We start from the raw sequence: 26,197 nt of genomic DNA, 5'->3' as shown, positions 1-26,197 counted from the left end.
CAGGCCCCTCTGCCACCAACGCGTTTCCCGTGCGTGGTCCCATTCCCTATGCACGACCGTTTCCTATCTTCAACAGGTAACCCCATGAGCAATGCACCAAGCCTTACCGATCTGGAACAGACAGACGACTTCATCCGCCGCCATATTGGCCCTGATGCGGCTGAACAGCAGGCGATGCTGGAGACGCTGGACGTCGCGTCACTGGACGAGCTGATTAGCCAGACGGTACCTGGAAGCATTTTGCGGAAAGAGCCGTTGGATATGGCGGGCCCGCGTAGCGAGGCCGAAGTGCTGACTTACCTGAAAGGTGTGGCCAGCCGCAACGAGGTGTTCACCTCGTGTATTGGCATGGGGTATCACGGGACACTGCTACCCAATGTGATCCTGCGCAACGTGCTGGAAAATCCCGGCTGGTATACCGCCTACACACCCTACCAGCCCGAAATCGCCCAGGGTCGTCTGGAAGCCCTGTTGAACTTCCAGCAATTGACTATAGATCTGACCGGTATGGAACTGGCCAGTGCGTCGCTGCTGGATGAAGCCACCGCTGCGGCCGAAGCCATGGCGCTGGCCAAGCGGGTTGCCAAGAACAAGAGCAACCTGTTCTTCGTTGATCATGACTGCCACCCGCAGGTTATCTCCGTGGTGCGCACCCGTGCCGAAGCATTCGGCTTCGAGCTGGCGGTGGATGACGTCGCCAATCTCGATCAGTACGAAGTGTTCGGCGCGCTGTTCCAGTACCCCAATACCTGGGGCGAGATCAATGACCTCAAGCCGCTGATTGATGCCGTGCATGCTCAAAAGGCATTGGCCTGCGTCTCAGCCGACCTGCTCAGTCTGGTATTGCTGACGCCTCCCGGAGAGCTTGGCGCTGACGTTGTGTTCGGCTCGGCCCAGCGTTTCGGCGTGCCCATGGGGTATGGCGGACCGCACGCCGCCTTCTTTGCCACGCGTGATACGTTCAAACGCGCAATGCCTGGCCGGATTATCGGCGTTTCGGTCGATACCCGTGGCAACCGGGCGTTGCGCATGGCGTTGCAGACGCGCGAGCAGCATATCCGCCGCGAGAAGGCCAACTCCAATATCTGTACCGCGCAGGTTCTGCTGGCCAACATCGCCAGCTTCTATGCGGTTTACCACGGCCCGGAGGGGCTCAAGACCATTGCCGAGCGGGTTCAGCGCCTCACTGCCATTCTTGCAACCGGTCTGGAAGCCAAGGGCATCCAGCGCGCCAATTCGCATTTCTTCGACACGCTGACGCTCAAGGTGCCTGGCAAGGCCAGGGAAATTGTCGAGCGTGCTCGCCAGGCGCGCATCAATCTGCGGATGATCGACGCCGATTCGCTGGGCGTCAGCCTGGACGAATCCAGCACCCGGCAAACGGTTGAGAAACTGCTGGCGGTGTTCGCCAGTGACGGTGAGGCAGTTGATGTCGCCGCGCTGGATGCCCAGGTAATAAACAGCGAGGTGGGCATTCCGGCGGCGTTGCGCAGGCAGTCAGCCTTCCTCACGCATCCGGTGTTCAACAGCTACCACTCCGAAACGGAAATGCTGCGCTACATCAAGTCGCTGGAGAACAGGGACCTGGCGCTGAATCACTCAATGATTCCGTTGGGTTCATGCACCATGAAACTCAACGCTACGGCGGAGATGATCCCGATCACCTGGCCCGAGTTTGCTCAGTTGCATCCCTTCGCTCCGTTGGCGCAGGCCGAAGGCTACCGGGTGATGCTCGACGAGCTGGAAGAAATGCTGCGCGCGATCACCGGGTTCGATGCAATCAGCATGCAGCCCAATTCCGGGGCTCAGGGCGAATACGCCGGCCTGCTGGCGATCCGCAAGTTCCATGAAGCCAACGGCGAAGAACACCGCAACATCTGTCTGATTCCGACATCCGCCCACGGTACCAATCCGGCATCGGCAATGATGGCGAGCATGCGCGTGGTGCTGGTCGCCTGCGATGACCAGGGCAATGTCGACATCGAAGACCTGCGGCAGAAGGCTGCGGATAATGCCGACAATCTGTCCTGTCTGATGATTACCTATCCATCTACCCATGGGGTCTATGAAGAAGGCATCGGCGAGATATGCCGGATCATCCACAAGCATGGCGGCCAGGTATATATGGACGGCGCCAACCTGAATGCTCAGGTCGGCCCGACGCGGCCGGCGGATATCGGTGCAGACGTATCGCATATGAACCTGCACAAGACCTTCTGCATTCCCCACGGTGGCGGCGGGCCCGGCATGGGGCCGATCGGCGTGAAGGCGCACCTGGCACCCTACGTAGCGAACCATCCCGTCGTGCCATTGGAAGGGCCCGATCCGAGCAATGGCGCAGTGAGTGCGGCACCCTGGGGCAGCGCAAGCATCCTGCCGATCAGCTGGACCTACATCGCGCTGATGGGTGCGCAGGGATTGCGTAGCGCGACCCAGACGGCGATTCTCAATGCCAATTATCTGGCCAAGCGCCTGGGCGAAGCCTATCCGGTGCTTTACAGCGGTCGTAACGGGCGCGTTGCGCATGAATGCATCATCGACATTCGCCCGCTCAAGGCGGCTTCCGGTATCACTGAGGAAGACGTTGCCAAGCGCTTGATGGATTTCGGCTTTCATGCGCCGACCATGTCCTTCCCGGTAGCGGGCACGCTGATGATCGAGCCGACCGAAAGTGAGTCCAAGGTCGAGCTGGATCGTTTCATCGATGCAATGCTGACCATTCGCAGTGAGATCAGCCGCGTGGAAAAGGGCGAGTGGAGTGCCGAAGATAATCCGCTGCACAACGCACCGCACACCCTGGCGGACATCACCGGCACATGGGAGCGGAGCTATTCAGTTGAACAGGCTGTGTTCCCGCGGCCCTGGGTGGCGGCGAACAAGTTCTGGCCCAGCGTGAATCGTATCGACAACGTCTACGGTGATCGCAATCTGTTCTGCGCCTGCCCGCCGATCGAGGCCTACGAAGACTGAACCCATTCTTCCCGCGGCTAGCGCGCGGGAATGTTGGTCTTCCCCGGGGTGGCGTGCGGCTCGGGCCGCGTTCGGACGCGCCGACAGGCCTGGCCGTCGAAAGCTTGGCGTAGAGCGGGCGCTCTACACCCCTAGGTAGCGAGCTTGCATCAGCAATTGCAGCCGCTGCGACCGCCGGTTGGCATGGTATTGTTGTGCTTCCGCCGTTCCATGTATGACTCGAGCTCCGCTGCCATGACCGAAACGCCGCCTGAAATTACCCCGACCGAGTTTGATGGCATCTACACCGCTCTGGCCGAAGGCAAGCGCAAGAAGCTGCGTAAGCTGCTGCGTGATATTCATCCGGCCAAGATCGCCAGTCTGCTCGAAGTGCTTCCGCCAGCTGATCGGCACGCGGTGTGGCAGCAGGTCTCGGATGAAAACGAGGCAGCCATTCTTGGTCACCTCGGGCCGCAGCTCGCATTGGAGCTGCAGCGTGAACCGCATTTTGATGAGCTCGAGCAGGTGCTGCAACAGGACAAGGTCGAGTCCACCCAGATAGGCCGCGTGCGGGAAGCGCTGGAAGCCGGCAAATTCAAGCGCGTCGGCAAAGTCTTTCGTGATATGCATCCGGCCAAGGCCGCTGGCCTGTTGGAGGCGCTGCCACCGCCGGAACGTAGTGCCGTCTGGGAAATGCTGGATAGTGAGCGCGCCGGCAAGATCCTGGTCCAGCTGCATGAGGAAGTACGCGCCAGGCTGGCGCTGGAAATGGGCGAGGACGAGCTGATTGCGTCCGTTCGCAAGCTCGACCTGGATGACCTGGTGGACCTGATCCAGGCGCTACCGCATGGCCGTGGCCGCCGCCTGCTGTTGTCGATGGACGAGCGCAAGCGCAAACAGCTGGTGTCGATGTTGTCCTATCCGGAGGAGTCGGCCGGCGGACTGATGAACATCGACCATATCGCCGTGCGCGCCGATGTACAGATCAGCTCGATCCAGCGTTATCTGCGCCTGCTCGAGGATCTGCCGGACCATACCGACAAGTTGATGGTCGTCGATCGTAACAATCACTATCTCGGCGTGCTGCGCCTGAGCCGTCTGGTCACCAGTGCGCCGGAGGCCAAGGTTCGCGAAGTCATGGACGAAGATTTCGAAGCGCTGAATGTGCAGATGTCGAGCCAGGACGTTGCGCGGCGATTCGAGGACCTGGACATGCTCTCGGTGGCCGTCGTGGACGAACAGGGCAGCCTGCTCGGGCGCATCACCGTGGATGACGTGATGGACATCATCCGCGAGCACTCTGAGCGAGCATTGATGAACATGGCAGGTCTGAATGACGAGACCGATATGTTCGCCCCGGTGCTGACCAGTACCCGCCGGCGCTCCGTGTGGTTAGCAATCAATCTGGCAACCGCCTTCCTTGCGGCGTGGGTGATTGGACAGTTTCAGGGCACGCTTGAACAGATCGTCGCATTGGCAGTGTTGATGCCGATCGTCGCCAGTATGGGCGGGATTGCCGGCAGCCAGACGCTGACGCTGGTGATTCGCGGCCTGGCGCTGGGGCAAGTGGAGGGCGGCAATGCCAAGGTGCTACTTGGCAAGGAAATGGGCATCGGCCTGCTTAACGGTCTGATCTGGGCGGTGGTGGTCGCCGCGTTGGCTTATGTCTGGTTTGGCAGTCTGCAAATTGGCGGCATTATCGGTGCGGCGGTCCTGCTCAACCTGCTCTGTGCAGCGCTGGCTGGGCTCGCTATTCCGCTGATTCTGCAACGCTTCGGTATCGATCCGGCGCTGGCCGGCAGCGTTATTCTCACCACGGTAACTGATGTTGTCGGCTTCTTTGCCTTTCTCGGTCTGGCCACGCTGCTGTTGCTGTAACCCAACTGTTTGTCGATGGCCGTCAGGGCCTCCTGTAAGATCGAACGATCCCACAATCGGAGGCCCTCATGTCTGAACTACCTGCCTTGAATGACGATCTGCTCCCACCACCCGACACTGACCGGCTTGGCGGCCCCCTGCAGACCGACGCTCCCCCACGAATCCTGTTGCTGTACGGCTCCACCCGGGAGCGCTCCTTCAGCCGATTGCTGGTCCTTGAGGCTGAACGGCTGCTCCAGCGGCTCGGGGCCGATACCCGGGTCTTCGATCCGTCCGGCCTGCCACTGCCAGATGATGCGCCTGTAGACCATCCCAAGGTGCAGGAACTGCGCGATCTGATGCAATGGTCCGAAGGACAGGTGTGGTGCTCACCTGAACGCCACGGGGCCATGACGGCGGTGTTCAAGGCGCAGATCGACTGGGTTCCGCTGTCTCTCGGCGCAGTGCGACCGACGCAGGGCAAGACGCTGGCTGTGATGCAGGTCAGTGGTGGTTCGCAATCTTTCAATGCAGTGAATCAGATGCGTGTGCTTGGGCGCTGGATGCGCATGGTGGTCATCCCCAATCAGTCCTCGGTGCCCAAGGCCTTCATGGAATTTGACGAGGCGGATCGTATGCAGCCTTCGGCCTATTATGATCGAGTGGTGGATGTCATGGAGGAACTGATGAAGTTCACACTGTTGCTCCGCGGCAAGAGCGACTACCTGGTGGACCGCTATTCCGAGCGCAAGGAGTCGGCCGAAGAACTTTCCCGACGGGTAAATCAACGCAATATTTAGGGAAGCGCTGAACAATTCCTTGCATTCTCTGCGTGACCTGAAGCGTGCAGATGCAAGGCGTGCTTCGCAGTCAATGGCCGTAGCCCTTAACAAGAAGCACAACGCAGCAGGTGCGCGCTTCAGGCCACGCCCTTCGGGGCTTTCAGGCTGACCCGCACTCGTCGTTGCGGTTTCTCGACAGGCCCCGGCATGCCTTCAAAACCGCGCCTCGATTGCGAACCAGCCTGAAAGCCAGAGAGCGCAAGGAATTGTTCAGCTCTTCCCTAGGTCCATACTTGCTGATGAGGCCCGCCGCCTGGTGGGCCGACTGAATCTTTTTCAGGGGGCAAGTATGACCATCAAGGTAGGCATAAACGGTTTCGGCCGTATCGGCAAACTGGCGGTTCGTGTTGCATGGGACTGGCCGGATGTTGAGTTTGTGCAGATCAACGATCCGTCCGGCGACGCTGCGACCCACGCTCATCTGCTCAATTTTGATTCCATACATGGCCGCTGGCAGCATGAAGCCGGAGCGCAGGCCGCTGGCCTGGCTATTGGTGGCAGGGAAGTAAGGCTGACCGCCAACCGCGCGATTGCGGATACCGACTGGTCCTGCTGCGATGTGGTGATCGAATCCAGCGGTGTGAACAAGAAAATGTCAGCGTTGCAGGGCTATCTGGACCAGGGCGTCAGGCGCGTCGTCGTCAGCGCGCCGGTGAAGGATGAAGGCGCTTTGAACATCGTCCTGGGTGTAAATGAGCATCTTTTTGACCCGGCGCAGCACCGCGTGGTCAGTGCCGCTTCCTGCACCACCAATTGCCTGGCGCCAGTGGTCAAGGTACTGCACGAACAGCTCGGCATACGTCACGGCTCTATCACCACCATTCACGGGCCGACCAATAGTCAGGGTGTGCTCGACAGGCCGCACAAGGACATACGCCGGGCCCGCGCGGCCGGCTTGAGCCTGATACCGACGAGTACCGGGTCGGCAGCGGCCATCGCTGAGATATTTCCCGAGCTGAAGGGCAAGCTCAACGGTCAGGCCGTACGCGTGCCTATCGCCAATGCATCGCTTACCGACTGTGTGTTCGAGATGGAAGGGTCCACCACCGCCGAGCAGGTGAATGCCTGGTTCAAGGCAGCTGCCGCGGGTGAGCTGAAAGGGATTCTCGGTTATGAAGAACGCCCGCTGGTCTCCATCGACTACCGGACCGACCCACGCTCCTCGATCGTCGATGCGCTGTCGACCATGGTGATCAACGGCACCCAGGTGAAAGTCTATGCCTGGTATGACAATGAGTGGGGCTATGCCAACCGCACCATGGAGCTGGCACGGCTGGTCGGCAGCGCGGATTAGCTGGCTTGGTGCTGCCTGGCCAAGGGCGAGGGCCGGATGCTCAACCCGCAGGCTGGCTTGTTGTAGTCCCGCTCGATTGTTGCAGCCGATAGGCGCTGGCCAGCCCGATCATTGCGACCAGCACGCCAGCCAGGCCGATCATGGGCAGTGAGAACATCTGGGTCACCTGCGCGCCCAGAGCTGCGCCAGCGCCCTGGCCGAGAAACATCATCGAGCCGTTGAGCGCCATCACCACCTGTCTGGCTTCAGGCGCGGCCTCCATCAGTTGCGCCTGGACCAGCGGGCTCAGGGTGAACAGCGCGCACGAGCCCAGCAATACCGCCGATCCCATGCCGAGCCAGCTGAACAGGCCGAGCCCGGTGAGCCACAGCATCGAGCAGAGATAGAGCAGCTGGGTCAGCGCGATAATCACGAAGATGAGCCTGAGTAGCTGGCCGGCGCGATCTGGCGACGCGAACCTGCCCGCGATGCTGATGCCGCATATCGCCCCGACGCCAACCAGCATCTGTGACAAGGCCACCTTGTCGGTGCTGCCGATGATGGTTTCCATCACCGGCGCGATATAAGGGATCACACAGAAGGTCGCGCTGAACGCGGTCAGCGTCATCAGTAGCAGCCGCCGCACTGAGGGTTGCCAGCCCTTTAACAATAGCGCCCAACCGGTTTGATCCTGGCTGACGATGCGCGGCAAGGTGAATCGAATGGCCGCCGCGGAGGTAAAGCACAGCGCCGCCGCGAGCAGGAAGGTCGAGCGCCAGCCGAAATGTCCGCCAATGAGGCTCCCGGCGGGCATGCCGAACAGGAACGCAATGACCATGCCGCCCATGACTGTCGCCAGGGCCGAAGCGCGCCTTTCCGGCGGAAACAGGCTGGCCACGACCGCCGGCACCACGGGGATGACCAGGGTGGCCGCCAGCCCGGCAAGGATACGCAGGCCGATCAGCTGGCTGAAGGTTCCAGCCAGCGAGGCGAGCAGATTGATACATCCAAGCACGGCAAGTGCCGTCCAGAGCAGACGCCGTCGCTCCAGCTGACCGGTTCGCAGGGCAATGAAGGGCGCTGTGATGGCGTACGTCAAGGCGTAGGCTGCGGCCAGATAACCGCCAGTCGTGGCGCTGATGCCGAAGTCGGCCGCCAGTTCTATCAGCAGCCCAGCGAACACGAATGTCTGGGTGCCTATTGCACAGGTGGCTGTAGTGAGTGCAAGAAGATTACGGTTCAATACGGTTGCCTCAACGTTGGAAGCCGACATCAATCCAGCTTTGAGGATACCGCAAGGGTCCCGCCCAAGACGCATGTAACAAGGTATTCAGGCCATCTATCCAGGCGACCGGCAAAGCTGTGCGCGGCTCGACTAAAAGTCAGCTGACTTTGAACTTTCTCGACAAGGCCACTTCGAAATGTTTCATTGTCGGTCCGGCACGTTATTGTTCAAGGAGACACCCATGACCTGCTTATCGCCTTCCATGGTTGTTACCGGCAGATGGATCCCTGCGTTCTTCATCAGCCTGCTGTTATCTCTCCCTCTGCTAGTCGCCGACCCGGCGCAGGCAGAGGAAGCCACAATGCGCGGCAAGGTCGCGATCATCACCGGTTCCAGCCATGGTCTGGGCCGCGAACTCGCCTTGTTGGGAGCTAAGGAAGGCATGCGCCTGGTACTGGTCGATATGCGCCCGGCGTCGTCCGAGCAGCTGGCCGAGCAGATCCGTACTCAGGGTGGCGAAGCAGTTGTAGTGGACGCCGACCTGGCAGACCCGGAGCAGCGCCCACGGGTGATCGAGGCGGCGATGGAGCACTACGGACGCATCGACTATCTGTTCAATAACGCCGGCTATTCCTATCTCGCGACGCTTGAACAAATGGACATTGGCCAGGCCAAGCATATGTTTGAGGTCAATTACTGGGCTTATGCAGATCTCACCCAGCGGGTGATTCCGATCATGCGTAAACAGGGCGGCGGAACCATTCTCAATGTTTCGTCGATTCTCGGCATGCGCGCTGCGCCCTCGGGGCTTGGTCACTACGCAGGCAGCAAGCACGCCATCCATGGACTGTTCCAGAGCGTTGCTGTGGAGCTCAAGGAAGATAATATCAAGGTGTTTGTCGCCGCACCGGGCGGCATGCGTACCCAGATCAGCAAGCACTCGGTAGGCCCCCTGGCCTCTAAAGAGGATCGCGCTGCGGACTGGGAAGACCCGGCGATCCCGGCCCGGGATATCTTCGAGTTGATCAAGGGTGACGAGGTCATCTTCAACCCCGGCTACATCGGACGTTGACTGGCCTGCCTGGCCATCCTGCTGCGCCCTGGAAGTTTCGTATGCGGCACTAACCTGGCGTTTGGCAGTCTGAGGGTGACCAAGACCAACAGAAAACAGGGGGGACACATGTCCAACGAAGGCTACCACGAGCCCATAGCAGAGCTGACCGACAAGACCCGCGATATGCATCGTGCGCTGGTATCGCTGATGGAGGAACTCGAAGCCGTCGACTGGTATAACCAGCGAATGGACGCCTGTAAGGACGACGAATTACGCGGGTTGCTGGAGCACAATCGCGACGAGGAGAAGGAGCACGCGGCGATGGTGCTCGAATGGATTCGCCGGCGTGATCCCGCTTTTGATGAGCAGCTGCGCAAGTATCTGTTCAAGAGTGACGCCTCGCTCGAGCACGATTGAGCAGGCGCCGGCCCGGTACTCAGAGGTCGGTCAGCTCAACCATCAGATCGTCAGCCAGGTTTTCCAGATCGTTGCGCAGTGCAACCAGATCTGTCTGGGGATACACGCCGAGGCGAGCCTCGGCCTTGAACAGCACGTCTGCACTCATGGGTGCAGGCGCGCACTCGGTGACCAATTCTTCGACATTGACGCCATGTCGCGCCAGTACTCCTGAAACCTCACGCACTATTCCCGGCCGGTCATTGCCCACCAGGTTCAGCTTTAAACCCTGCTGTTCGGGCTGCTCAGCCTGGCCGCTGATTGCCACCTGCACATTGATGCCCAGGCTGGTCAGGCCTTCCAGGTCAACCCGCAGGGGTTCAACTCTGTCTTCAGCAATATCCACCAGCAATATCCCGGCAAACTGACCGGCCATGCGTGACATGCGGCTCTCCAGCCAGTTGCCGCCGTGCTGGTTGATGGTCTGAGCCACGCTTTCCACCAGGCCGGGTTTGTCGGCGGATATGACTGTCAGTACGAGCGGAGTGTTCATGGTCGGGCTCCTGTTACGTGCATGATGTAGGTAGCGGTTGGGCGTCAGGCACCGGGTGTGCCAAGCTGATCCGGGGTCTGAACAGCATAATCGCACCGGCTGCGATATTCGAGGCGCTGGGTGTCGGCTCGTTCCGTCTGATCACCCGGATCGCTGGCAACAGCCTCGCACACATCTCCAGACAATTGCAGGCCCGCCATCTGTATAATGCGGCCCCGACAGAATGTTCTGCCGATCCATCATCCAGGAGTCCGCAATGAATCTCCCTAGTCTGCGTCTGAAATCCAACAGTGATCGCCGTATAAAAGGCGGACACCTCTGGGTGTTCAGTAATGAGGTAGATACAGCCCAGACTCCTCTCACGGTGCTTGAGTCGGGGCAGGAAGTTCGCATTGAAACCAGTACGGGCAAGTTTCTGGGGCTGGCTACCGTCAGCCCGAACAATCTGATCTGTGCCCGACTGCACAGCCGTGACGCCAGCGCACCGCTGGACAAGTCGCTGCTGGTCCATCGATTCAAGATCGCGCTGAGCCTGCGTGAAAAGCTCTTCGACAAGCCATTTTATCGTCTGGTCTATGGCGACTCCGACCTGTTGCCGGGCCTGGTGGTTGACCGGTTTGCCGACTATCTCGTGGTACAGATTGCTACCCCGGGTATGGAGCGGGTGCGCGAGGCCATCATCGAGGCGCTGGTGCAGGTCTTCAAGCCGGCCGGTATTCTGTTCAAGAATGACGGTGCTGCACGTGCTGCGGAAGGCTTGCCTTCAGTGGTCGAGGCGGTGCATGGTGAAATGCCGGAGCGAGTGGCGCTGGAGGAGAACGGCGTGCATTTCGAAGCGCCGGTATGGACAGGGCAGAAAACCGGTTGGTTCTATGATCACCGTATGAATCGCGCTCGTTTGCAGCCCTATGTTGCCGGTAAGCGCGTGCTGGATCTGTACAGCTATATCGGTGGCTGGGGCGTGCAGGCAGCCGCGTTCGGGGCCAGCGAGGTGATGTGCGTGGACAGTTCAGCACCGGCGCTGGATCTGGTCGAACATAACGCCTCGCTGAACGGCGTGGCGGACAGGATGGCGGTGGTTGAAGGTGACGTAATGGACGCCTTGCGCGAGCTGAAATCAGGCGGTGAAAAGTTTGACGTAGTGATTGCTGATCCGCCGGCCTTCATCAAGAAGCGCAAGGATATCCGTAATGGCGAAGCGGCTTATCGCCGACTGAACGAGCAAGCCATGCGCTTGCTGAACAAAGACGGTATTCTGGTTTCGGCGTCCTGCTCGATGCACCTGGCCGAAGACCGGCTGCGCGACACCTTGCTCGCCGGCAGCCGCCACCTGGATCGGCATCTGATCATCGCTGAGCGCGGCTTTCAGGGTCCGGACCATCCACTGCATCCGGCGATACCGGAAACAGGCTATATCAAGGCGTTTTTCTGCCGGGTGCTGCCGGTCTGATCCAGCGTTTTTGGCAGATAGGCGAGTGATGTCGGGACGTCGAACTGCGCTTCGGCGTCCCGATTGCCTTCCACGCTATGCTGCGCGACTCGCTGCTCATTGTAGGAGGGCCGACCCGGCGCGATGGCGGCCGCAGGACGCCCCGTCCTTCTGTTGATAACAGCAGTACTCAGTCACGCAGACTGATTATCTCCCAGCCCCGATCCTTCGCATGGGCACGCAGTTTCTCGTCCGGATCAACCGCCACGGGGCGATCAACCATGCCCAGCAGCGGCAGGTCGTTGTACGAGTCGCTGTAAAAGCACGCCCCGTCCAGGCTTTCATCATTCTCCCCAAGCCAACGCTCCAGACGCGTGACCTTGCCTTCCCGGAAACAGGGTATATCGGTCGTTTTGCCGGTGTAACGTCCGTCGATGCGCTCGCATTCGGTGGCGAGCAGAATGTCGATGCCGAGCCTGGCAGCGATCGGGCCGGTGACGAAACGGTTGGTGGCGGTAATGATCATCAGCGTGTCCCCCGCCTGACGGTGCTGTTCGATCAGCTCGATGGCCCTCGGCAGCATAATCGGATCGATTACTTCCTTCATGAATTGCTGGTGCCAGGTATCCAGTTGCTCCTCCGGATGTTCGGCGAGCATCTGCAGGCAGAAGTTCAGGTACACCTCTATATCCAGCCGCCCGGCCAGATAATCGTTGAAAAACTGATCATTGCGCTCCTGATAGATCGCGGCATCAACAATGTTCTGAGCGACGACGAACTCGCCCCAGGCGTGATCGCTGTCACCACCGAGCAGTGTGTTGTCGAGGTCGAAAATGGCCAGTGGCACGGGGCACTCCTGTAAGGTTGGGATGAAGGCCACAAGGATAATCCAGGCGCACGGCAAATGCTTGAGCTGCAGACCATTTATGCAATTGCTGCGCTGCGCGTCTTTGTGGAACAATGCGGTGACACCCGAGCAAGGATCAAGGCTGTGATTGACCCCGATGGTTTCCGTCCAAATGTAGGCATTATCCTGACCAATGGGTTGGGGCAGGTGCTATGGGCGCGAAGAATCGGTCAGGACGCCTGGCAGTTTCCCCAGGGCGGGATTCAACGCAACGAGAGTCCGGAACAGGCCCTCTATCGCGAGCTGCACGAGGAGGTCGGGCTGATGCCCGAGGACGTCGAGATCCTGGCCTGTACCCGCGGCTGGCTGCGCTACCGTCTGCCGCAGCGGCTTATCCGCAGTCATTCGCAACCCATTTGCGTGGGTCAGAAACAGAAGTGGTTCCTGTTGCGGCTCAAGACCGATGAGGCGCGCGTCTGCATGACTAAAACCCCCAAACCTGAATTCGACGGTTGGCGCTGGGTCAGCTACTGGTATCCGCTAGGGCAGGTGGTGGCCTTCAAACGGGATGTCTACCGCCGCGCCATGAAAGAACTGGCGCCGCGACTACCCATTGGTGAGCTGACGGAATGTTGAGCATGCTGACCACGCTGCGGCGCATCGTTCAGGAGGTCAACTCGGCAAAAGACTTGTCGACAGCCCTGAACATCATCGTTGCGCAGGTCCGCGAAACCATGGGCACTGAAGTGTGCTCTGTCTATCTTTTCGAGCCTGGTGCCGGACGATACGTTCTGATGGCAACCAAAGGCCTCAACCAGGACGCTGTGGGCCGGGTCAGCCTGGCCAGCAATGAAGGCCTGGTTGGTCACGTGGGCAATCGCGAAGAGCCGGTCAACCTCGAAGACGCAGCCTCCCATCCCAAATACCGCTATTTTGCCGAAACCGGCGAAGAGCGCTTCGCCTCCTTCCTGGGTGTGCCCATCCTCCATCACCGTCGGGTGATGGGCGTATTGGTGGTGCAGCAGAAAGAGCGTAGGCAGTTTGATGAGAGCGAAGAATCCTTCCTGGTGACCATGAGCGCCCAGCTCGCCGGGGTGATTGCCCATGCCGAAGCGACCGGTTCGATTCGTGGGCTCGGCTGGGGTGGCGAAGCCGTTCAGGATACCCGTTTCGTAGCGGTGCCCGGCGCACCCGGCGTCGCCATCGGCCAGGCCGTGGTGGTATTGCCGCCGGCGGATCTGGGCTCGGTTCCAGACAAGCCCGTTGCCGACCTGGATGCGGAGCTGGCGTTGCTCAAGCGCGCCCTCGAGGCGGTGCGCCAGGATATGCAGGCGCTATCGCGCAGATTGTCGTCACAGTTGCGTCCTGAAGAGCTGGCGCTGTTTGATGTATATCAGATGATGCTGGACGACTCCGCCCTGGGTAACGAGATTTCAACCGGCATTCGCAACGGTCAATGGGCACAGGGCGCGCTGCGCGATGTAGTGAATGCCCACGTCAATCGTTTCGAAATGATGGACGATCCCTACCTGCGCGAGCGGGCTTCGGACGTCAAGGATCTGGGGCGCCGGATTCTTGCGTACCTGCAGGAAGCCGGCAAGCGGGAGCTGGTATTCCCCGACAACACTATTCTTGTCAGTGAAGAACTGTCCCCGGTGATGCTGGGCGAAGTGCCGAAGGAAAAACTGGTCGGACTGGTCTCGGTACTCGGCTCGGGTAGCTCGCACGTTGCGATTCTGGCCCGCGCAATGGGAATCCCCACGGTGATGGGTGCAGTAGATCTGCCCTATACCCGGGTTGACGGCATGGAGCTGATCGTCGACGGCAACCATGGTGAGGTCTATTCCAACCCGTCTCCGGAGTTGCGTCGCCACTACTATGAACTGGTGCGTGAAGAGCGGGAGCTGATCCAGGGGCTTGAGAAGCTCAACGAGGCGCCTTGTGTCACACTCGACGGGCACCGCATGCCGCTGTGGGTGAACACCGGTTTGCTGGCCGATGTGGCCAGATCGCTTGATCGCGGCGCAGAAGGGGTAGGGCTGTATCGCACTGAAGTGCCCTTCATGATTCAGGATCGTTTCCCCAGCGAGAAGGAGCAGCAGGCGACCTATCGCGGGCAGCTGGAAGCATTTCACCCGTTGCCCGTGACCATGCGCAGCCTGGACATTGGCGGCGACAAGGCGCTGACGTATTTTCCGATCAAGGAAGACAATCCCTTCCTTGGCTGGCGTGGTATCCGGGTGACGCTCGATCATCCCGAGATATTCCTGGTTCAGACGCGCGCCATGCTCAAGGCCAGCGAAGGGTTGAACAATCTGCGCATCATGCTGCCGATGATCAGCAGTGTGTACGAGGTGGAAGAAGCGCTGCACCTGATCCACCGCGCCTACAGCGAAGTCTGCGATGAAGGGGTGAAGGTGCATATGCCCCCAGTCGGTGTGATGATCGAAGTACCCGCAGCGGTGTACCAGGCGCGTGAACTGGTGCAGATGGTCGACTTCCTGTCAGTTGGTACCAATGACCTGACGCAATATCTGTTGGCGGTGGATCGCAACAACCCGCGGGTCGCCGATCTGTACCATTCGCTGCATCCCGCTGTGCTCCAGGCGCTGGTCAAGATTGCATCAGCCTGTCGCATCGCCGGCAAGCCGATGAGTGTGTGCGGTGAGATGGCCGGTGATCCGGCAGCGGCGGTTCTTTTAATGGCAATGGGCTGCGATGTACTGTCGATGAACGCCACCAACCTGCCCAAGGTCAAGTGGTTGCTACGCCAGATCCGTCTCAGTGATGCCAAGGCTTTACTCGACGAGGTTATCGAGCTGGATAATCCCTATCTGGTACAGAGCACCCTGCACCTGGCGCTACGCAATATGGGATTGGGCAAGGTGCTTACCCAGGCACGCTGAGCCTGCTTGCCATCATAATGCCCAGGTTGAATCGCCAAGCCTGGCTCCCATAGGTCCAAAGCGGCGTTCCCTGAATTCAATTCCACCGTCCTGATCAATGCGCAAAAGCGTGCTGGCACGGGTGCCATAGGTGTCGCCGACAATAAACGCGGCAGACAGGGCGCGCTCCCAGTCAGGGTCTATACCCGTGTGTGGTAGCTGGTCGTCAGGGTATCGCTGGCTGTCTGCCAACAGCTCCAGGAGTAGCTCGGCGTCAGCGTTTGCAGGGGCGCTGGCAAGTCGGGTGCGTAAGGCTTCAAGCTTCGGCCAGGCTGAATCGAGCGAATCATTGGATAATCCGTAAACGCCAGGTTGCAATGCAGTGCAACGCCCGTCGCGGCTGTTGAGGTGCCACAGCTGCTCGCGGTCGCCGACCAGCAGGTTGAAGCCGGCGTAGTCGTCCAGTTGCTCTTTTAGCTGAGCAAGAAACGCCTCGGGGTGCTGATCGTCAGCAAGATAGCGGGTCACCAGTTCACCGCGTGAGCGGGGGCCCTGACGCGCGCCCGGGGAACGGATATTGGTAAGCGCCGCAAAGCGGCCTGCGCGGGTAACGCCCATCCAGGTTCCGCCGGCTTCGAGATCCTTGCCGGCGAGCAGATCAGGCTGACCTTCCTCGTCCCAGAAGGCAGCCGCGCGGGTAGGGCGGGCATGGAATTCGTCACGGTTGGCTAGCATTACTAACGGCTGTCCAGCGGTCTGCCAGGCAAAAGCAATCAGGCACATAGATCGTCTCCAATGTGTAGGGTCTGTTGCCGTTTCATCGTGAGCCGCGTTGCTGTGTCAAATGGCGCCAGGCCGGGCGGCGATCCGCAAGGCGCGGGACGCAGGTAATGGTTGTTCCCTTGCCAAATCCCGCAACGCCGCATGGCGTCATTTGCCACGCAACCTAGGCGGCCCCACCCGAAGGGACGGGGTCCGTTTAGCGCAGCCCTGCGTTACTCGTCGCTTATTTGGAATAACCACAAAAACGCCTGGAGCGTTTTTGTGCGCAAGCCCCGCAGGGGTGAAGCACATGGATGTGTTGAACAAACTTCACTCCTCGCGCCTTGTTCTGCACTAAACGGACCTCCGTCGCGGCCGCGATGAAACGGCAACAGACCCTAGGGCAGTGTAGCCCGGGCAATGCGGGGAGGGGAAACGCGGCCATTTTCAAGTACACTAGCCGGCTTGTGAGCGGTGCCCGGTGGCGCGGCTTTTAGTGAAGATCAGGAGCGGTAAAAACGGTGGAATTTCTGATTTATCTTGTGCTGGGCGGCTTTGCCGGCACCCTGGCGGGCCTGTTTGGTGTCGGCGGCGGCATGATCATCGTGCCGGTGCTGGTCTACAGTTTCACTGTCCAGGGCTTCTCACCCGAGGTGCTTACGCATATGGCGGTAGGTACCTCGCTGGCGACCATTGCGTTCACCTCTATCAATGCCATCCGCGCACACCATCTCAAGGGGGCGGTGCGCTGGTCATTGTTCGCCTGGATGGCCGTGGGAATCGTGTTCGGTACTATTCTGGGCGCCTTTACCGCTGCGCTGCTGGCCGGTCCCTTGCTACAGAAAATCATCGGTGTATTTGCCCTGACCATCGCCGTTCAGATGTTTTTCGAACTGAAGCCCAGGGCCAGCACGGACGTGCCGGGCAAACCTGGTCTGACTGCGGCTGGCGGTGTGATCGGTTGGGCCTCGGCGATCTTCGGTATTGGCGGTGGATCGCTCACCGTGCCTTTCCTGGTCTGGCGAAGCGTGCCCATGCAACAGGCCGTGGCGACGTCCTCCGCCTGCGGCCTGCCGATTGCTGTAGCCGGCGCTATCAGTTTCATCTGGACTGGCTGGAGCGCCGAGCCATTGCCGGAGTGGTCGGTTGGCTATGTCTATCTCCCGGCGGTAATAGGTATTGCCGCGACCAGCATGCTGTTCGCCGGGTTCGGTGCCCGTCTTGCCCATAAGCTGTCCCAGCGGTTGCTGAAGCGCCTGTTTGCGCTGCTGCTGGTGTGTGTCGGCATCAATTTTTTAATCTAGGGAATTCCAATGCTGACTTACCCGCAAATCGATCCGGTTGCGCTGTCGATCGGCCCGTTACAGATCCACTGGTATGGCCTGATGTACCTCGTCGGTATTGGCGGCGCCTGGTGGCTGGCCGGTCGACGCCTCGATAGCTTCGCGCCCGACTGGTCCCGCGAGAAACTCTCTGACCTGGTGTTCTGGGTAGCCCTGGGGGTGATTGCCGGAGGCCGGCTCGGCTATATCCTGTTCTACGATCTGGCCTCCTATATCCGGGATCCGACACTCATGGTGCAGATCTGGAAGGGCGGCATGTCCTTCCACGGCGGTCTGATCGGAGTATTGCTGGCGGTCTGGTGGTTCGGCCGCCGCAACAACAAGCGCTTCTTCGAACTGATGGACTTCATCGCACCGCTGGTGCCTATCGGGCTGGGAGCAGGTCGCATCGGCAACTTCATCAATGCCGAGTTGTGGGGCAAGCCTAGTGACGTGCCCTGGGCGATGGTGTTCCCCACCGACCCGCTGCAGCTGGCGCGGCATCCTTCGCAGCTCTATCAGTTCGCGCTGGAGGGCGTGGCCTTGTTTGCCATCCTCTGGATCTATTCGCGCAAGCCGCGCCCTACCATGGCGGTGAGCGGACTCTTTGGTATCTGCTATGGCGTGTTCCGCTTTATCGTGGAATTCTTCCGCGAGCCGGACGCGCACCTGGGCTACCTTGCCTTCGGCTGGCTGACCATGGGTCAGCTGCTGTGTATTCCAATGATCCTGATCGGCGCTGCAATGATGTGGTGGGCCTACAGCAAAGGGGATGTAAAGCATGAAACAGTATCTTGACCTGATGCGCCTGGTCCGCGAACACGGGACCTTCAAGAGCGACCGTACCGGGACCGGCACTTACAGTGTGTTTGGCCATCAGATGCGCTTTGACCTGGCTGAAGGCTTCCCGCTGGTCACCACCAAGAAGTGCCACCTGAAGTCGATTATCCATGAGCTGCTGTGGTTCCTGCAGGGCGACACCAATATCGCTTATCTGAAGCGCAACGGCGTTTCGATTTGGGATGACTGGGCCGATGAAAACGGTGATCTCGGGCCGGTATACGGTTATCAATGGCGTTCCTGGCCATCGCCGAACGGTGAGTCGATTGATCAGATCAGCAAGCTGCTCGATATGATCCGCGGCAACCCCGACTCCCGACGCCTGATCGTCTCGGCCTGGAACCCCGCGCTGGTTGACGATATGGCGCTGCCGCCCTGTCACGCGTTGTTCCAGTTCTACGTGGCTGACGGCAAGCTGAGCTGCCAGTTGTATCAGCGCTCGGCGGATATCTTCCTCGGCGTGCCCTTCAATATTGCCAGCTACGCCTTGCTCACGCTGATGGTTGCCCAGGTATGCCAGCTTGAGCCGGGTGAATTCATCTGGACCGGGGGTGATTGCCATCTGTATGCCAACCATATCGAGCAGACTGACCTGCAGCTGACCCGCGATCCTTTCCCGCTACCGCGGATGGTGCTCAATCCCGAGGTGACCGACTTATTCGCTTTCCAGTTTGAAGACTTCAGTCTGCAGAACTACGAAGCGCATCCGCACATCAAGGCGCCGGTGGCCGTATGACGAAGTCTGTGCGCGTTGCCATGATCGCTGCCATGGGGCTTAACCGGGTGATCGGGCGCGACAATCAGTTGCCCTGGCATCTGCCGGAGGACCTGAAGTATTTCCGCAGCATGACCTGGGGCAAGCCGATCGTCATGGGCCGCAAGACGTTCGATTCGCTCGGGCGACCGTTGCCGGGCCGCACCAATATCGTCGTGTCAGGCCAGCCGAATCTTGAGCTGCCGGGCGCCAAGGTAGCGGGTTCGCTGGAGGAGGCATTGTCTGCGGCCAGGAATCAGGCCGAGCTGGATAGCGTCGATGAAATCATGATCATCGGCGGCGCCAACCTCTATGAGCAGATGCTTGGCCAGACCGACCGCATTTACCTCACCCTGGTCGAGGCTGAACCTGATGGCGATGCCTGGTTCCCGGAATTGCCCGATGAGCAGTGGAAACTGGTCGAGGAGCGGGCCGTAGCGGCGGGAGAGGATTACCCGGCGCACCGTTATCAGGTGCTTGATCGGGTCTGAAAGCAGATATTCGAGGAGATTCCGGGGCGGGTTACCGCCCTCGGAATGCCAGTTTAATCCTCCAGCATTGCCTTGTTCCGCACCGCCCCCTTGTCCGCACTGGTAGCCAACAGCGCATAGGCTTTCAGCGCTGTGCTGACCTTGCGTGGGCGTATCTCGACAGGCTTCCAGCCTTTCCTGTCCTGTTCCGCGCGACGCTGCGCCAGCTCTTCATCACTCACCAGCAGATTGATGCTGCGGTTCGGGATGTCGATAAGGATCTTGTCGCCATTGCGTACCAGGCCGATAGCGCCGCCTGCGGCAGCTTCCGGAGAAGCGTGGCCGATGGACAGGCCGGAAGTCCCGCCAGAGAAACGTCCGTCAGTCAGTAACGCGCAATCAGCACCCAGACCCTTGGATTTCAGGTAGCTGGTTGGATAGAGCATTTCCTGCATGCCCGGACCGCCCTTGGGCCCTTCGTAGCGGATGATGACTACGTCGCGCGGCTTCACCTCATCGGCAAGAATGCCTTTGACCGCCGAGTCCTGGCTCTCGTAGATGCGGGCGTTGCCTTCAAAAACATGGATGGACTCATCCACCCCGGCGGTCTTGACCACGCAGCCGTCCAGCGCGATGTTGCCGTAGAGTACAGCCAGGCCGCCCTCGCTGGAGTAGGCATGCTCCACACTGCGGATGCAGCCGTTGGCACGGTCATCATCGAGTGAGTCCCAACGGGTCGACTGGCTGAAGGCGGTCTGCGTGGGGATGCCTGCGGGGCCGGCGCGGAAAAAAGTCAGCACCTCTTCATCATCGGTCTGGGTGATATCCCACTTGGCGATGGCTTCTTCCATGCTCGGGCTGTGTACCGTAGCGGCGTCGGTGTGTAGCAGGCCGCCGCGGGCCAGTGAGCCAAGAATGCTGAAGATGCCGCCGGCACGGTGCACGTCTTCCATGTGATATTTCTGGATATTGGGCGCGACCTTGCACAGCTGCGGCACGCGGCGGGACAGATCGTCGATGGCCCGCAGATCGAAATCAATCTCGGCTTCCTGCGCGGCGGCAAGCAGATGCAGAATGGTGTTGGTGGAGCCGCCCATGGCGATATCCAGCGTCATGGCATTCTCGAATGCACGCACGTTCGCGATATTGCGCGGCAGCACGCTCTCGTCCCCTTCGGCGTAATAACGGCGGCACAGGTCGACGACGGTGCGGCCCGCTTGCAGGAACAACTGTTCGCGGTCGCTATGGGTCGCCAGCATCGAGCCGTTACCGGGCAGGGCGAGGCCCAGGGCTTCGGTCAGACAGTTCATGGAGTTGGCAGTAAACATGCCGGAGCAGGAGCCGCAGGTCGGGCAGGCGCTGCGCTCGTATTCCGCGACTTTCTCGTCGCTGGCAGAATCGTCCGCAGCGATGACCATGGCATCGACGAGGTCCAGACCATGGGCAGCAAGTTTGGTTTTGCCTGCTTCCATCGGGCCGCCGGAAACGAATACAACCGGGATGTTCAGGCGCAGCGCGGCCATCAGCATGCCGGGGGTGATCTTGTCGCAGTTGGAGATGCAGACAATGGCATCAGCGCAGTGGGCATTGACCATGTACTCCACCGAATCGGCGATGATCTCGCGCGATGGCAGTGAATAGAGCATACCGTCATGGCCCATGGCGATGCCGTCATCGACCGCGATGGTGTTGAATTCCTTGGCCACACCGCCGGCACGCTCGATTTCCCGCGCCACCAGCTGTCCCATGTCCTTGAGGTGTACGTGCCCGGGCACGAACTGGGTAAAGGAGTTGGCGACGGCAATGATCGGTTTCTTGAAATCCTCATCCTTCATGCCCGTCGCGCGCCACAGTGCGCGGGCACCGGCCATGTTGCGGCCGAAGGTGGATGTTTTCGAGCGGTAATCAGGCATGACGGTTATCTCGTTGTGCGTTGCGAAGCGGTGGGCAAGCATACCAAATCAGTCGCGGGCAGGCAGTAGCGGCGCGTCAGACGTCAATGGTAAGGGGCGCGTGGCAGTTCTGCCGCGCTGCGGCGGCGCGCTTAGAGCGCCTTTTCAAACACCTTGGAATTGCGCTGATAGTTGTACAGCGAAGCGCGCTTGGCTGGCAGCCGCTCCACACTGCTGGGAATAAACCCGCGTTCCCGGAACCAGTGGGCGGTGCGCGTGGTGAGCACGAAGAGCGTATCGAGCTTGAGTGCACGCGCCTGGGACTCGACATGCTCCAGTAGCTGATCGCCGCGACCGCCGTGACGGTAATTCGGATCGATCGCCACGCAGGCAAGCTCCGCCGCGCTGGAGTCTTCAAGCGGGTAGAGCGCTGCGCAGCCGATGATCATGCCGTCGCGCTCAATCAATGTGAACTGGCTTATTTCGGTCTCCAGCACCTCCCGTGAGCGCCGCACCAGAATGCCGGCTTCCTCAAGCGGGCGAAGCAGTTCCAGCAGGCCCGCTACGTCCTCCACCGTTGCGGTACGGACCTGCTCGAAGTTCTCTTGAGTCACCAGGGTGCCGCCGCCATCTCGCGTGAACAGCTCGGTGAGCAGGGCGCCGTCTTCGGCAAAACTGATGATGTGGCTGCGGCGAAGGCCGTTGTTGCAGGCCTTGCAAGCCGCTGTGAGCAGGGCGCCCGGCAGGCTGTTACCAAGCGTTTTGAGCATGGGCATGGCGCGGGTCGGTTTCAGCTCGCGTAACAGCGAACCCTCGGCGTCCAGGATGCCCGCGTCAGGACCGAACAGGATCAGTTTGTCCGCGTCCAGGGCGCTGGCCGCGCTGGTGGCAACGTCTTCACACGCCAGGTTGAATACTTCACCGGTCGGCGAATAACCTATGGGTGAGAGCAGCACTATGGAGTTTTCATCCAGATGGGCGCTGATCGCCTTGCGGTCGATGCGGCGCACTTCGCCGGTGTGATGGAAATCAACTCCGTCGACGACCCCGATAGGCTTGGCTGTCACGAAATTACCGCTGACCACGCGCAGTCTGGAGCCTTGCCCCGATGCCGTACAGAGCCGGGCTTCGATCGCGATGCGCAGGCTGCCGACCGCATCCATGACGCAGGCGAGCGTGTCGCTGTCGGTAATCCGCAAGTCCCGGTGGTAGTGTGAATCGATGCCGCGCGCAGCCTGTCGCTCTTCAATCTGTGGTCGCGAACCGTGCACCAGCACCAGCCGTACGCCCAGACTGTTGAGCAGCATGATGTCATGCATGATGTTGGTGAAGTTCGGATGCGCGAGGGCTTCCCCCGGCAGCAGCATGACGAAGACGCGGTCCCGATGGGTATTGATATAGGGCGTCGAATGGCGGAACCAGTTGACGTAATCGTGCATGCGGATCTTCCGTGCAAAAGCAGCAGTTTAGGGACATTCCGCGATGCGCTTCAAGCGCTGTGTGTTGCCTAGGGTCTGTTCCCGTTTCATCGCGGCCGCGACGGAGGCCCGTTTGGTGCAGAATAAGGCGCGAGGAGCGAAATTTGTTCAGCACATCCATGTGCTTCACCCCTTCGGGGCTTACGCGCAAAAACGCTCCAGGCGTTTTGGTGGTTGTTCCAAATGAGCGACGAGTAACGCAGTGCTGCGCTAAACGGGCCCCGTCCCTACGGGTGGGGCCGCCTAGGTTGCGCGTCAAATGCCGCCATGCGGCGTTGCGGGACTTGGCAAGGGAACAACCATTACCTGCATCCCGCGCCTTGCGGATCGCCGCCCGGCCCTGCGCCATTTGACACAGCAACGCGGCTCGCGATGAAACGGGAACAGACCCTCGTCGCGCAAGGCTATGCCAAAAGGATGTAACAAGGGCAAGATAGCCTCAACAGAGCCATTGAAGAGAGGTCAACGTGAGCCAGAATCCCGCCCCGATTGTTGTTAACTCGGCTGAAGAAGCAGTCGATCGCCTGGCGACGCTGTATGAACAAGCTACCTCTGCCCTGAGCCAGGCACTCAAGCATTATCTGAAGGACCGTACGCTACCGAGCGAGGCGCAGAGTCAGCTGTTTCGTTATCCGGAGCTGCGTCTGACCTATGACACCCAGGGCGAAGCCGCCACCAGCGTGCGTGCCTACGCCAAGGTGCAGGTGCCCGGCACTTATAGTGTGACCGTGACCCACCCGCGTGCTTTCAGAAAGTATCTGCTGGAGCAGTTGGGGCCCTTGATGCGCGACTACACCGTCAAGGTCGAGGTCGGGGTTAGCGATCAGAATATTCCTTACCCCTACGTAGTGGATCAGGGGAACGAACTCGCCGGCTCCGGCGTTACCGCCCGTGAGCTGGCGCGGTACTTTCCCAGTACCGATCTGTCGGCTGTCAGCGACAGCAATGCCGACGGGCTGCACGACTGGGAGAACACCGAACAACTGCCGTTAGCGCTATTCGATGCCTCGCGGGTGGATTTTTCCCTGCGGCGACTGGTGCATTACACCGGTAGTGACTGGAAACATGTGCAGCCGTGGATTCTGCTGACCAACTACCACCGGTATGTCGACCAGTTCATTCGCCATGGTCTGGACATGCTCGCCAGCGATTCGCGCTTTCTGCGCATGGTCATGCCTGGCAACGTGGTGATCGAGCGCGGCATGGATGAAGCCGAGGTAACGGCGCTGGTCGAAGGCGTCGTCTGGCACCGTTATCAGATGCCGGCTTACCACCTGATTGCCGATGACGGGCACGGTATTACCCTGGTCAATATCGGTGTTGGGCCTTCCAATGCCAAGAACATTACCGACCACCTCGCGGTGCTGCGCCCACACTGCTGGCTGATGATCGGTCATTGCGGCGGGCTACGTCAGTCGCAGAATATCGGCGACTATGTGCTGGCCCACGCATATATGCGTCGCGACGGCATTCTTGATCGGGTGCTGCCGCCGCACATTCCGCTGCCTGCGTTGGCCGAGATCCAGATGGCCCTGCAGGAAGCTGCCGCGCAAATCACCGGTGACCGCGGCGACGATCTCAAGCGCCGCCTGCGCACCGGCACGGTACTCACCTATGACGACCGTAACTGGGAGTTGCGCTGGGCTCAGGAGCGCCCGTTGATCAATCAGGCGCGCGCCATTGCAGTGGACATGGAAAGCGGGACCATTGCTGCCCAGGGCTACCGTTTACGGGTGCCATACGGGACCTTGCTCTGCGTCTCCGACAAGCCTCTACATAGCGAGATCAAGCTGCCTGGCGCGGCTGGCGCCTTCTATGAACGGGCCGTTACCCAGCACCTGCATATCGGCATTGCGGCGCTGGACCTGCTGCGCAGTCAGCTCAACTCGCTGCATTCGCGCAAGCTGCGTAGTTTTGATGAGCCGCCGTTCAGGTAGGGCGATCGACTCGGTGCTTTTGGTGGAAGGATTGATCAGAAGGCCAGCTGTTGCAATGTCTGAACCAAACCCCGGGGCGTCTTGCAGACGCCATCGCGGCGGGTCGCCCCTTGTATGGTTTTCCTACAGGTCCAGAACCAAAATGGACCTGTCAGGGTGGAGGGGTAAACGCCCCTTCCGACCGTTCGGTACGGACTGTGGGAGATTCAGCCCCACCCTCACCATAACGCCAATAGAGAATCCATCGGCAGAGCGCGGCCCGCTCGGACCGACAATATGTTGCAAGCCAGCGCCTGGTGAGCCCTGACAAGTCAAAGATTACTTTAGCTTGGAGGACTTACCATGGCAAAGGCAGTCGAACCCGTTCTGACCGGTGTCGATGTCAGCAAAGCGGAACTGGTGATAGCTCGCAGCGATTCGTCTGGCGTGGAGACCATTAGCAACTCCGTAGGTCCTTGCAAACGCTGGCTGAAGTCGTTGCCCCCTGGATCCAAGATTGCTTTGGAGGCGATCGGTATCTATCACCGTCAGCTTGCCAAGTTGGCGCACGAAGCAGGGTTTGAGCTCTATTTGCTGGATGGGTACAAGCTCAACCATTACCGCAGCGGCGTCGGTACCCGAGCAAAGACTGATGCTTCAGATGCCAGGCTCATTCTCCGCTATCTCACCAAGGAAATGGACAGTCTTAAACCGTGGATACCGGCCCATGATGCCTTCTATCGCGTCCAGGGGCTGATGCGCCGCCGAGCATCGCTGGTTCATACCAGAGTGGCCCTTAGTCAAAGCCTGCAAGACATACCGGAGCTGAAGCAGACTGCCAAGCAGCTCGATGCGCACATTCGCCGCGTAGAGCTGCTGATCGTTCAGCGGTTAAAACAAGCCATGGCAGATGTCGGTTGGTGGCTTGATGCCAAGCGCTGCAAGGCCATCGAAGGCATCGGGGACCTTACCGGCATAGCCTTAGCCAACACCTTCCATCGCGGCCCCTTTAGAACCAGTGACGCCTTCATCGCCTTCCTGGGCATGGACGTCAGGGTCAGAGACTCAGGCACTCAAACAGGCCGACGTAAGCTAACCAAGAAAGGCGATCCAGAGCTGCGCCGGCTTCTTTACAACGCGGCCATGGCAGCGCGAAAAACACAGGCCTGGAAAAGCCTCTATGAGGCCTATATTGCACAAGGGCTCAAGCCGACCCAGGCGTTGGTCAAGCTGGCTAGGAAACTGGCCCGCATCGCTTTTGCCTTAATGCAGAACCAAACCACCTATCAACCAAAAACACCCTGAAAGGGGTTGTGGGGAACCATAGAATCTCCCACAGGAGGCGCCACAAACTCCGGGTTCGTCAGTGGGAGGCGTGACTCACGGCGATCTGGCCGCTAGGCCAGTTATTGCACTGCTTAAACCAGAGCCCAAGGCGTCTGCAGACGCCATC

General features: G+C 60.0%; 21 protein-coding genes. 15 read left to right on the top strand and 6 right to left on the bottom strand.

Annotation, left to right across the window (positions count from 1 at the left end):
* Positions 1–84: 84 nt before the first annotated feature.
* The 4 genes from gcvP to G3M63_RS01130 all read left to right on the top strand — a co-directional run bounded on the left by gcvP (position 85) and on the right by G3M63_RS01130 (position 6,942).
* Complete coding sequence (gene gcvP, locus G3M63_RS01145; protein ID WP_163981637.1) at positions 85–2,970, top strand: aminomethyl-transferring glycine dehydrogenase; 2,886 nt, start codon at positions 85–87, stop codon at positions 2,968–2,970.
* 144 nt (positions 2,971–3,114) lie between these two features.
* Entirely contained in the window at positions 3,115–4,827 is a 1,713-nt protein-coding gene (gene mgtE / locus G3M63_RS01140; protein ID WP_218573636.1) for a magnesium transporter, read from the top strand.
* A 68-nt stretch (positions 4,828–4,895) separates the two neighbouring features.
* On the top strand, positions 4,896–5,606 hold the full coding sequence (gene arsH, locus G3M63_RS01135; RefSeq protein WP_163981636.1) for an arsenical resistance protein ArsH: 711 nt from the start codon (positions 4,896–4,898) through the stop codon (positions 5,604–5,606).
* A 331-nt stretch (positions 5,607–5,937) separates the two neighbouring features.
* Entirely contained in the window at positions 5,938–6,942 is a 1,005-nt protein-coding gene (locus G3M63_RS01130; protein WP_163981635.1) for an ArsJ-associated glyceraldehyde-3-phosphate dehydrogenase, read from the top strand.
* Between the two features lie 40 nt (positions 6,943–6,982).
* Here the strand turns inward: G3M63_RS01130 and G3M63_RS01125 are convergent, their stop codons facing one another.
* Positions 6,983–8,194, bottom strand: a complete 1,212-nt coding sequence (locus tag G3M63_RS01125; RefSeq protein WP_163981634.1) for an MFS transporter — start codon at positions 8,192–8,194, stop codon at positions 6,983–6,985.
* 193 nt (positions 8,195–8,387) lie between these two features.
* Here G3M63_RS01125 and G3M63_RS01120 point away from each other — a divergent pair, with 193 nt between their 5' ends.
* Both G3M63_RS01120 and G3M63_RS01115 read left to right on the top strand, forming a co-directional pair.
* Complete coding sequence (locus tag G3M63_RS01120; RefSeq protein ID WP_218573635.1) at positions 8,388–9,218, top strand: SDR family oxidoreductase; 831 nt, start codon at positions 8,388–8,390, stop codon at positions 9,216–9,218.
* Between the two features lie 108 nt (positions 9,219–9,326).
* Positions 9,327–9,617, top strand: a complete 291-nt coding sequence (locus tag G3M63_RS01115; RefSeq protein WP_150300325.1) for an encapsulin-associated ferritin-like protein — start codon at positions 9,327–9,329, stop codon at positions 9,615–9,617.
* Between the two features lie 19 nt (positions 9,618–9,636).
* Here the strand turns inward: G3M63_RS01115 and G3M63_RS01110 are convergent, their stop codons facing one another.
* Positions 9,637–10,149 (bottom strand): glycine cleavage system protein R, encoded by a 513-nt coding sequence (locus G3M63_RS01110; protein ID WP_163981633.1) that lies wholly within the window; start codon positions 10,147–10,149, stop codon positions 9,637–9,639.
* A 256-nt stretch (positions 10,150–10,405) separates the two neighbouring features.
* Here G3M63_RS01110 and G3M63_RS01105 point away from each other — a divergent pair, with 256 nt between their 5' ends.
* Positions 10,406–11,599, top strand: coding sequence for a class I SAM-dependent rRNA methyltransferase (locus tag G3M63_RS01105; protein ID WP_163981632.1), 1,194 nt, complete (start codon positions 10,406–10,408; stop codon positions 11,597–11,599).
* A gap of 169 nt (positions 11,600–11,768) precedes the next feature.
* On the opposite strand, the gene G3M63_RS01100 is transcribed toward G3M63_RS01105, so the two are convergent.
* A complete protein-coding gene (locus tag G3M63_RS01100) occupies positions 11,769–12,425 on the bottom strand; it encodes an HAD family phosphatase (RefSeq protein WP_163981631.1) in 657 nt (218 codons plus the stop codon).
* A gap of 144 nt (positions 12,426–12,569) precedes the next feature.
* Here G3M63_RS01100 and G3M63_RS01095 point away from each other — a divergent pair, with 144 nt between their 5' ends.
* On the top strand, positions 12,570–13,061 hold the full coding sequence (locus G3M63_RS01095; RefSeq protein WP_150300349.1) for an RNA pyrophosphohydrolase: 492 nt from the start codon (positions 12,570–12,572) through the stop codon (positions 13,059–13,061).
* A 2-nt stretch (positions 13,062–13,063) separates the two neighbouring features.
* A complete protein-coding gene (gene ptsP / locus G3M63_RS01090; RefSeq protein WP_150300329.1) occupies positions 13,064–15,331 on the top strand; it encodes a phosphoenolpyruvate--protein phosphotransferase in 2,268 nt (755 codons plus the stop codon).
* A gap of 12 nt (positions 15,332–15,343) precedes the next feature.
* Here ptsP and G3M63_RS01085 read toward each other — a convergent pair whose 3' ends face one another.
* Positions 15,344–16,093 (bottom strand): NRDE family protein, encoded by a 750-nt coding sequence (locus G3M63_RS01085; protein ID WP_163981630.1) that lies wholly within the window; start codon positions 16,091–16,093, stop codon positions 15,344–15,346.
* A gap of 500 nt (positions 16,094–16,593) precedes the next feature.
* Between G3M63_RS01085 and G3M63_RS01080 the strand changes: the two genes are divergently transcribed.
* The 4 genes from G3M63_RS01080 to G3M63_RS01065 are packed head-to-tail and all read left to right on the top strand — an operon-like array spanning position 16,594 to position 19,479.
* Positions 16,594–17,376 (top strand): sulfite exporter TauE/SafE family protein, encoded by a 783-nt coding sequence (locus G3M63_RS01080; RefSeq protein ID WP_163981629.1) that lies wholly within the window; start codon positions 16,594–16,596, stop codon positions 17,374–17,376.
* A gap of 9 nt (positions 17,377–17,385) precedes the next feature.
* The gene (gene lgt, locus G3M63_RS01075) at positions 17,386–18,192 is read left to right on the top strand and encodes a prolipoprotein diacylglyceryl transferase (protein WP_150300333.1); all 807 of its coding nucleotides are present in this window, start codon (positions 17,386–17,388) and stop codon (positions 18,190–18,192) included.
* Positions 18,176–18,970 (top strand): thymidylate synthase, encoded by a 795-nt coding sequence (locus G3M63_RS01070; protein ID WP_163981628.1) that lies wholly within the window; start codon positions 18,176–18,178, stop codon positions 18,968–18,970. The genes lgt and G3M63_RS01070 overlap by 17 nt, the downstream gene beginning before the upstream one ends.
* Entirely contained in the window at positions 18,967–19,479 is a 513-nt protein-coding gene (locus G3M63_RS01065; protein WP_163981627.1) for a dihydrofolate reductase, read from the top strand. The genes G3M63_RS01070 and G3M63_RS01065 overlap by 4 nt, the downstream gene beginning before the upstream one ends.
* A gap of 53 nt (positions 19,480–19,532) precedes the next feature.
* On the opposite strand, the gene ilvD is transcribed toward G3M63_RS01065, so the two are convergent.
* Entirely contained in the window at positions 19,533–21,371 is a 1,839-nt protein-coding gene (gene ilvD / locus G3M63_RS01060) for a dihydroxy-acid dehydratase (protein ID WP_163984153.1), read from the bottom strand.
* Between the two features lie 131 nt (positions 21,372–21,502).
* Positions 21,503–22,789 (bottom strand): amino-acid N-acetyltransferase, encoded by a 1,287-nt coding sequence (gene argA, locus G3M63_RS01055; protein WP_150302385.1) that lies wholly within the window; start codon positions 22,787–22,789, stop codon positions 21,503–21,505.
* 506 nt (positions 22,790–23,295) lie between these two features.
* Here argA and amn point away from each other — a divergent pair.
* A complete protein-coding gene (amn, locus tag G3M63_RS01050; protein WP_163981626.1) occupies positions 23,296–24,765 on the top strand; it encodes an AMP nucleosidase in 1,470 nt (489 codons plus the stop codon).
* A 342-nt stretch (positions 24,766–25,107) separates the two neighbouring features.
* Complete coding sequence (locus G3M63_RS01045) at positions 25,108–26,049, top strand: IS110 family transposase (protein ID WP_163981625.1); 942 nt, start codon at positions 25,108–25,110, stop codon at positions 26,047–26,049.
* Positions 26,050–26,197: the final 148 nt, after the last annotated feature.

The organism is Pseudomonas sp. OIL-1, assembly GCF_010669185.1.
Lineage (GTDB): Bacteria > Pseudomonadota > Gammaproteobacteria > Pseudomonadales > Pseudomonadaceae > Halopseudomonas > Halopseudomonas profundi.
The sequence above is the reverse complement of the archived record's forward strand: the minus strand, read 5'-3'. Positions and strand labels throughout refer to the sequence as shown.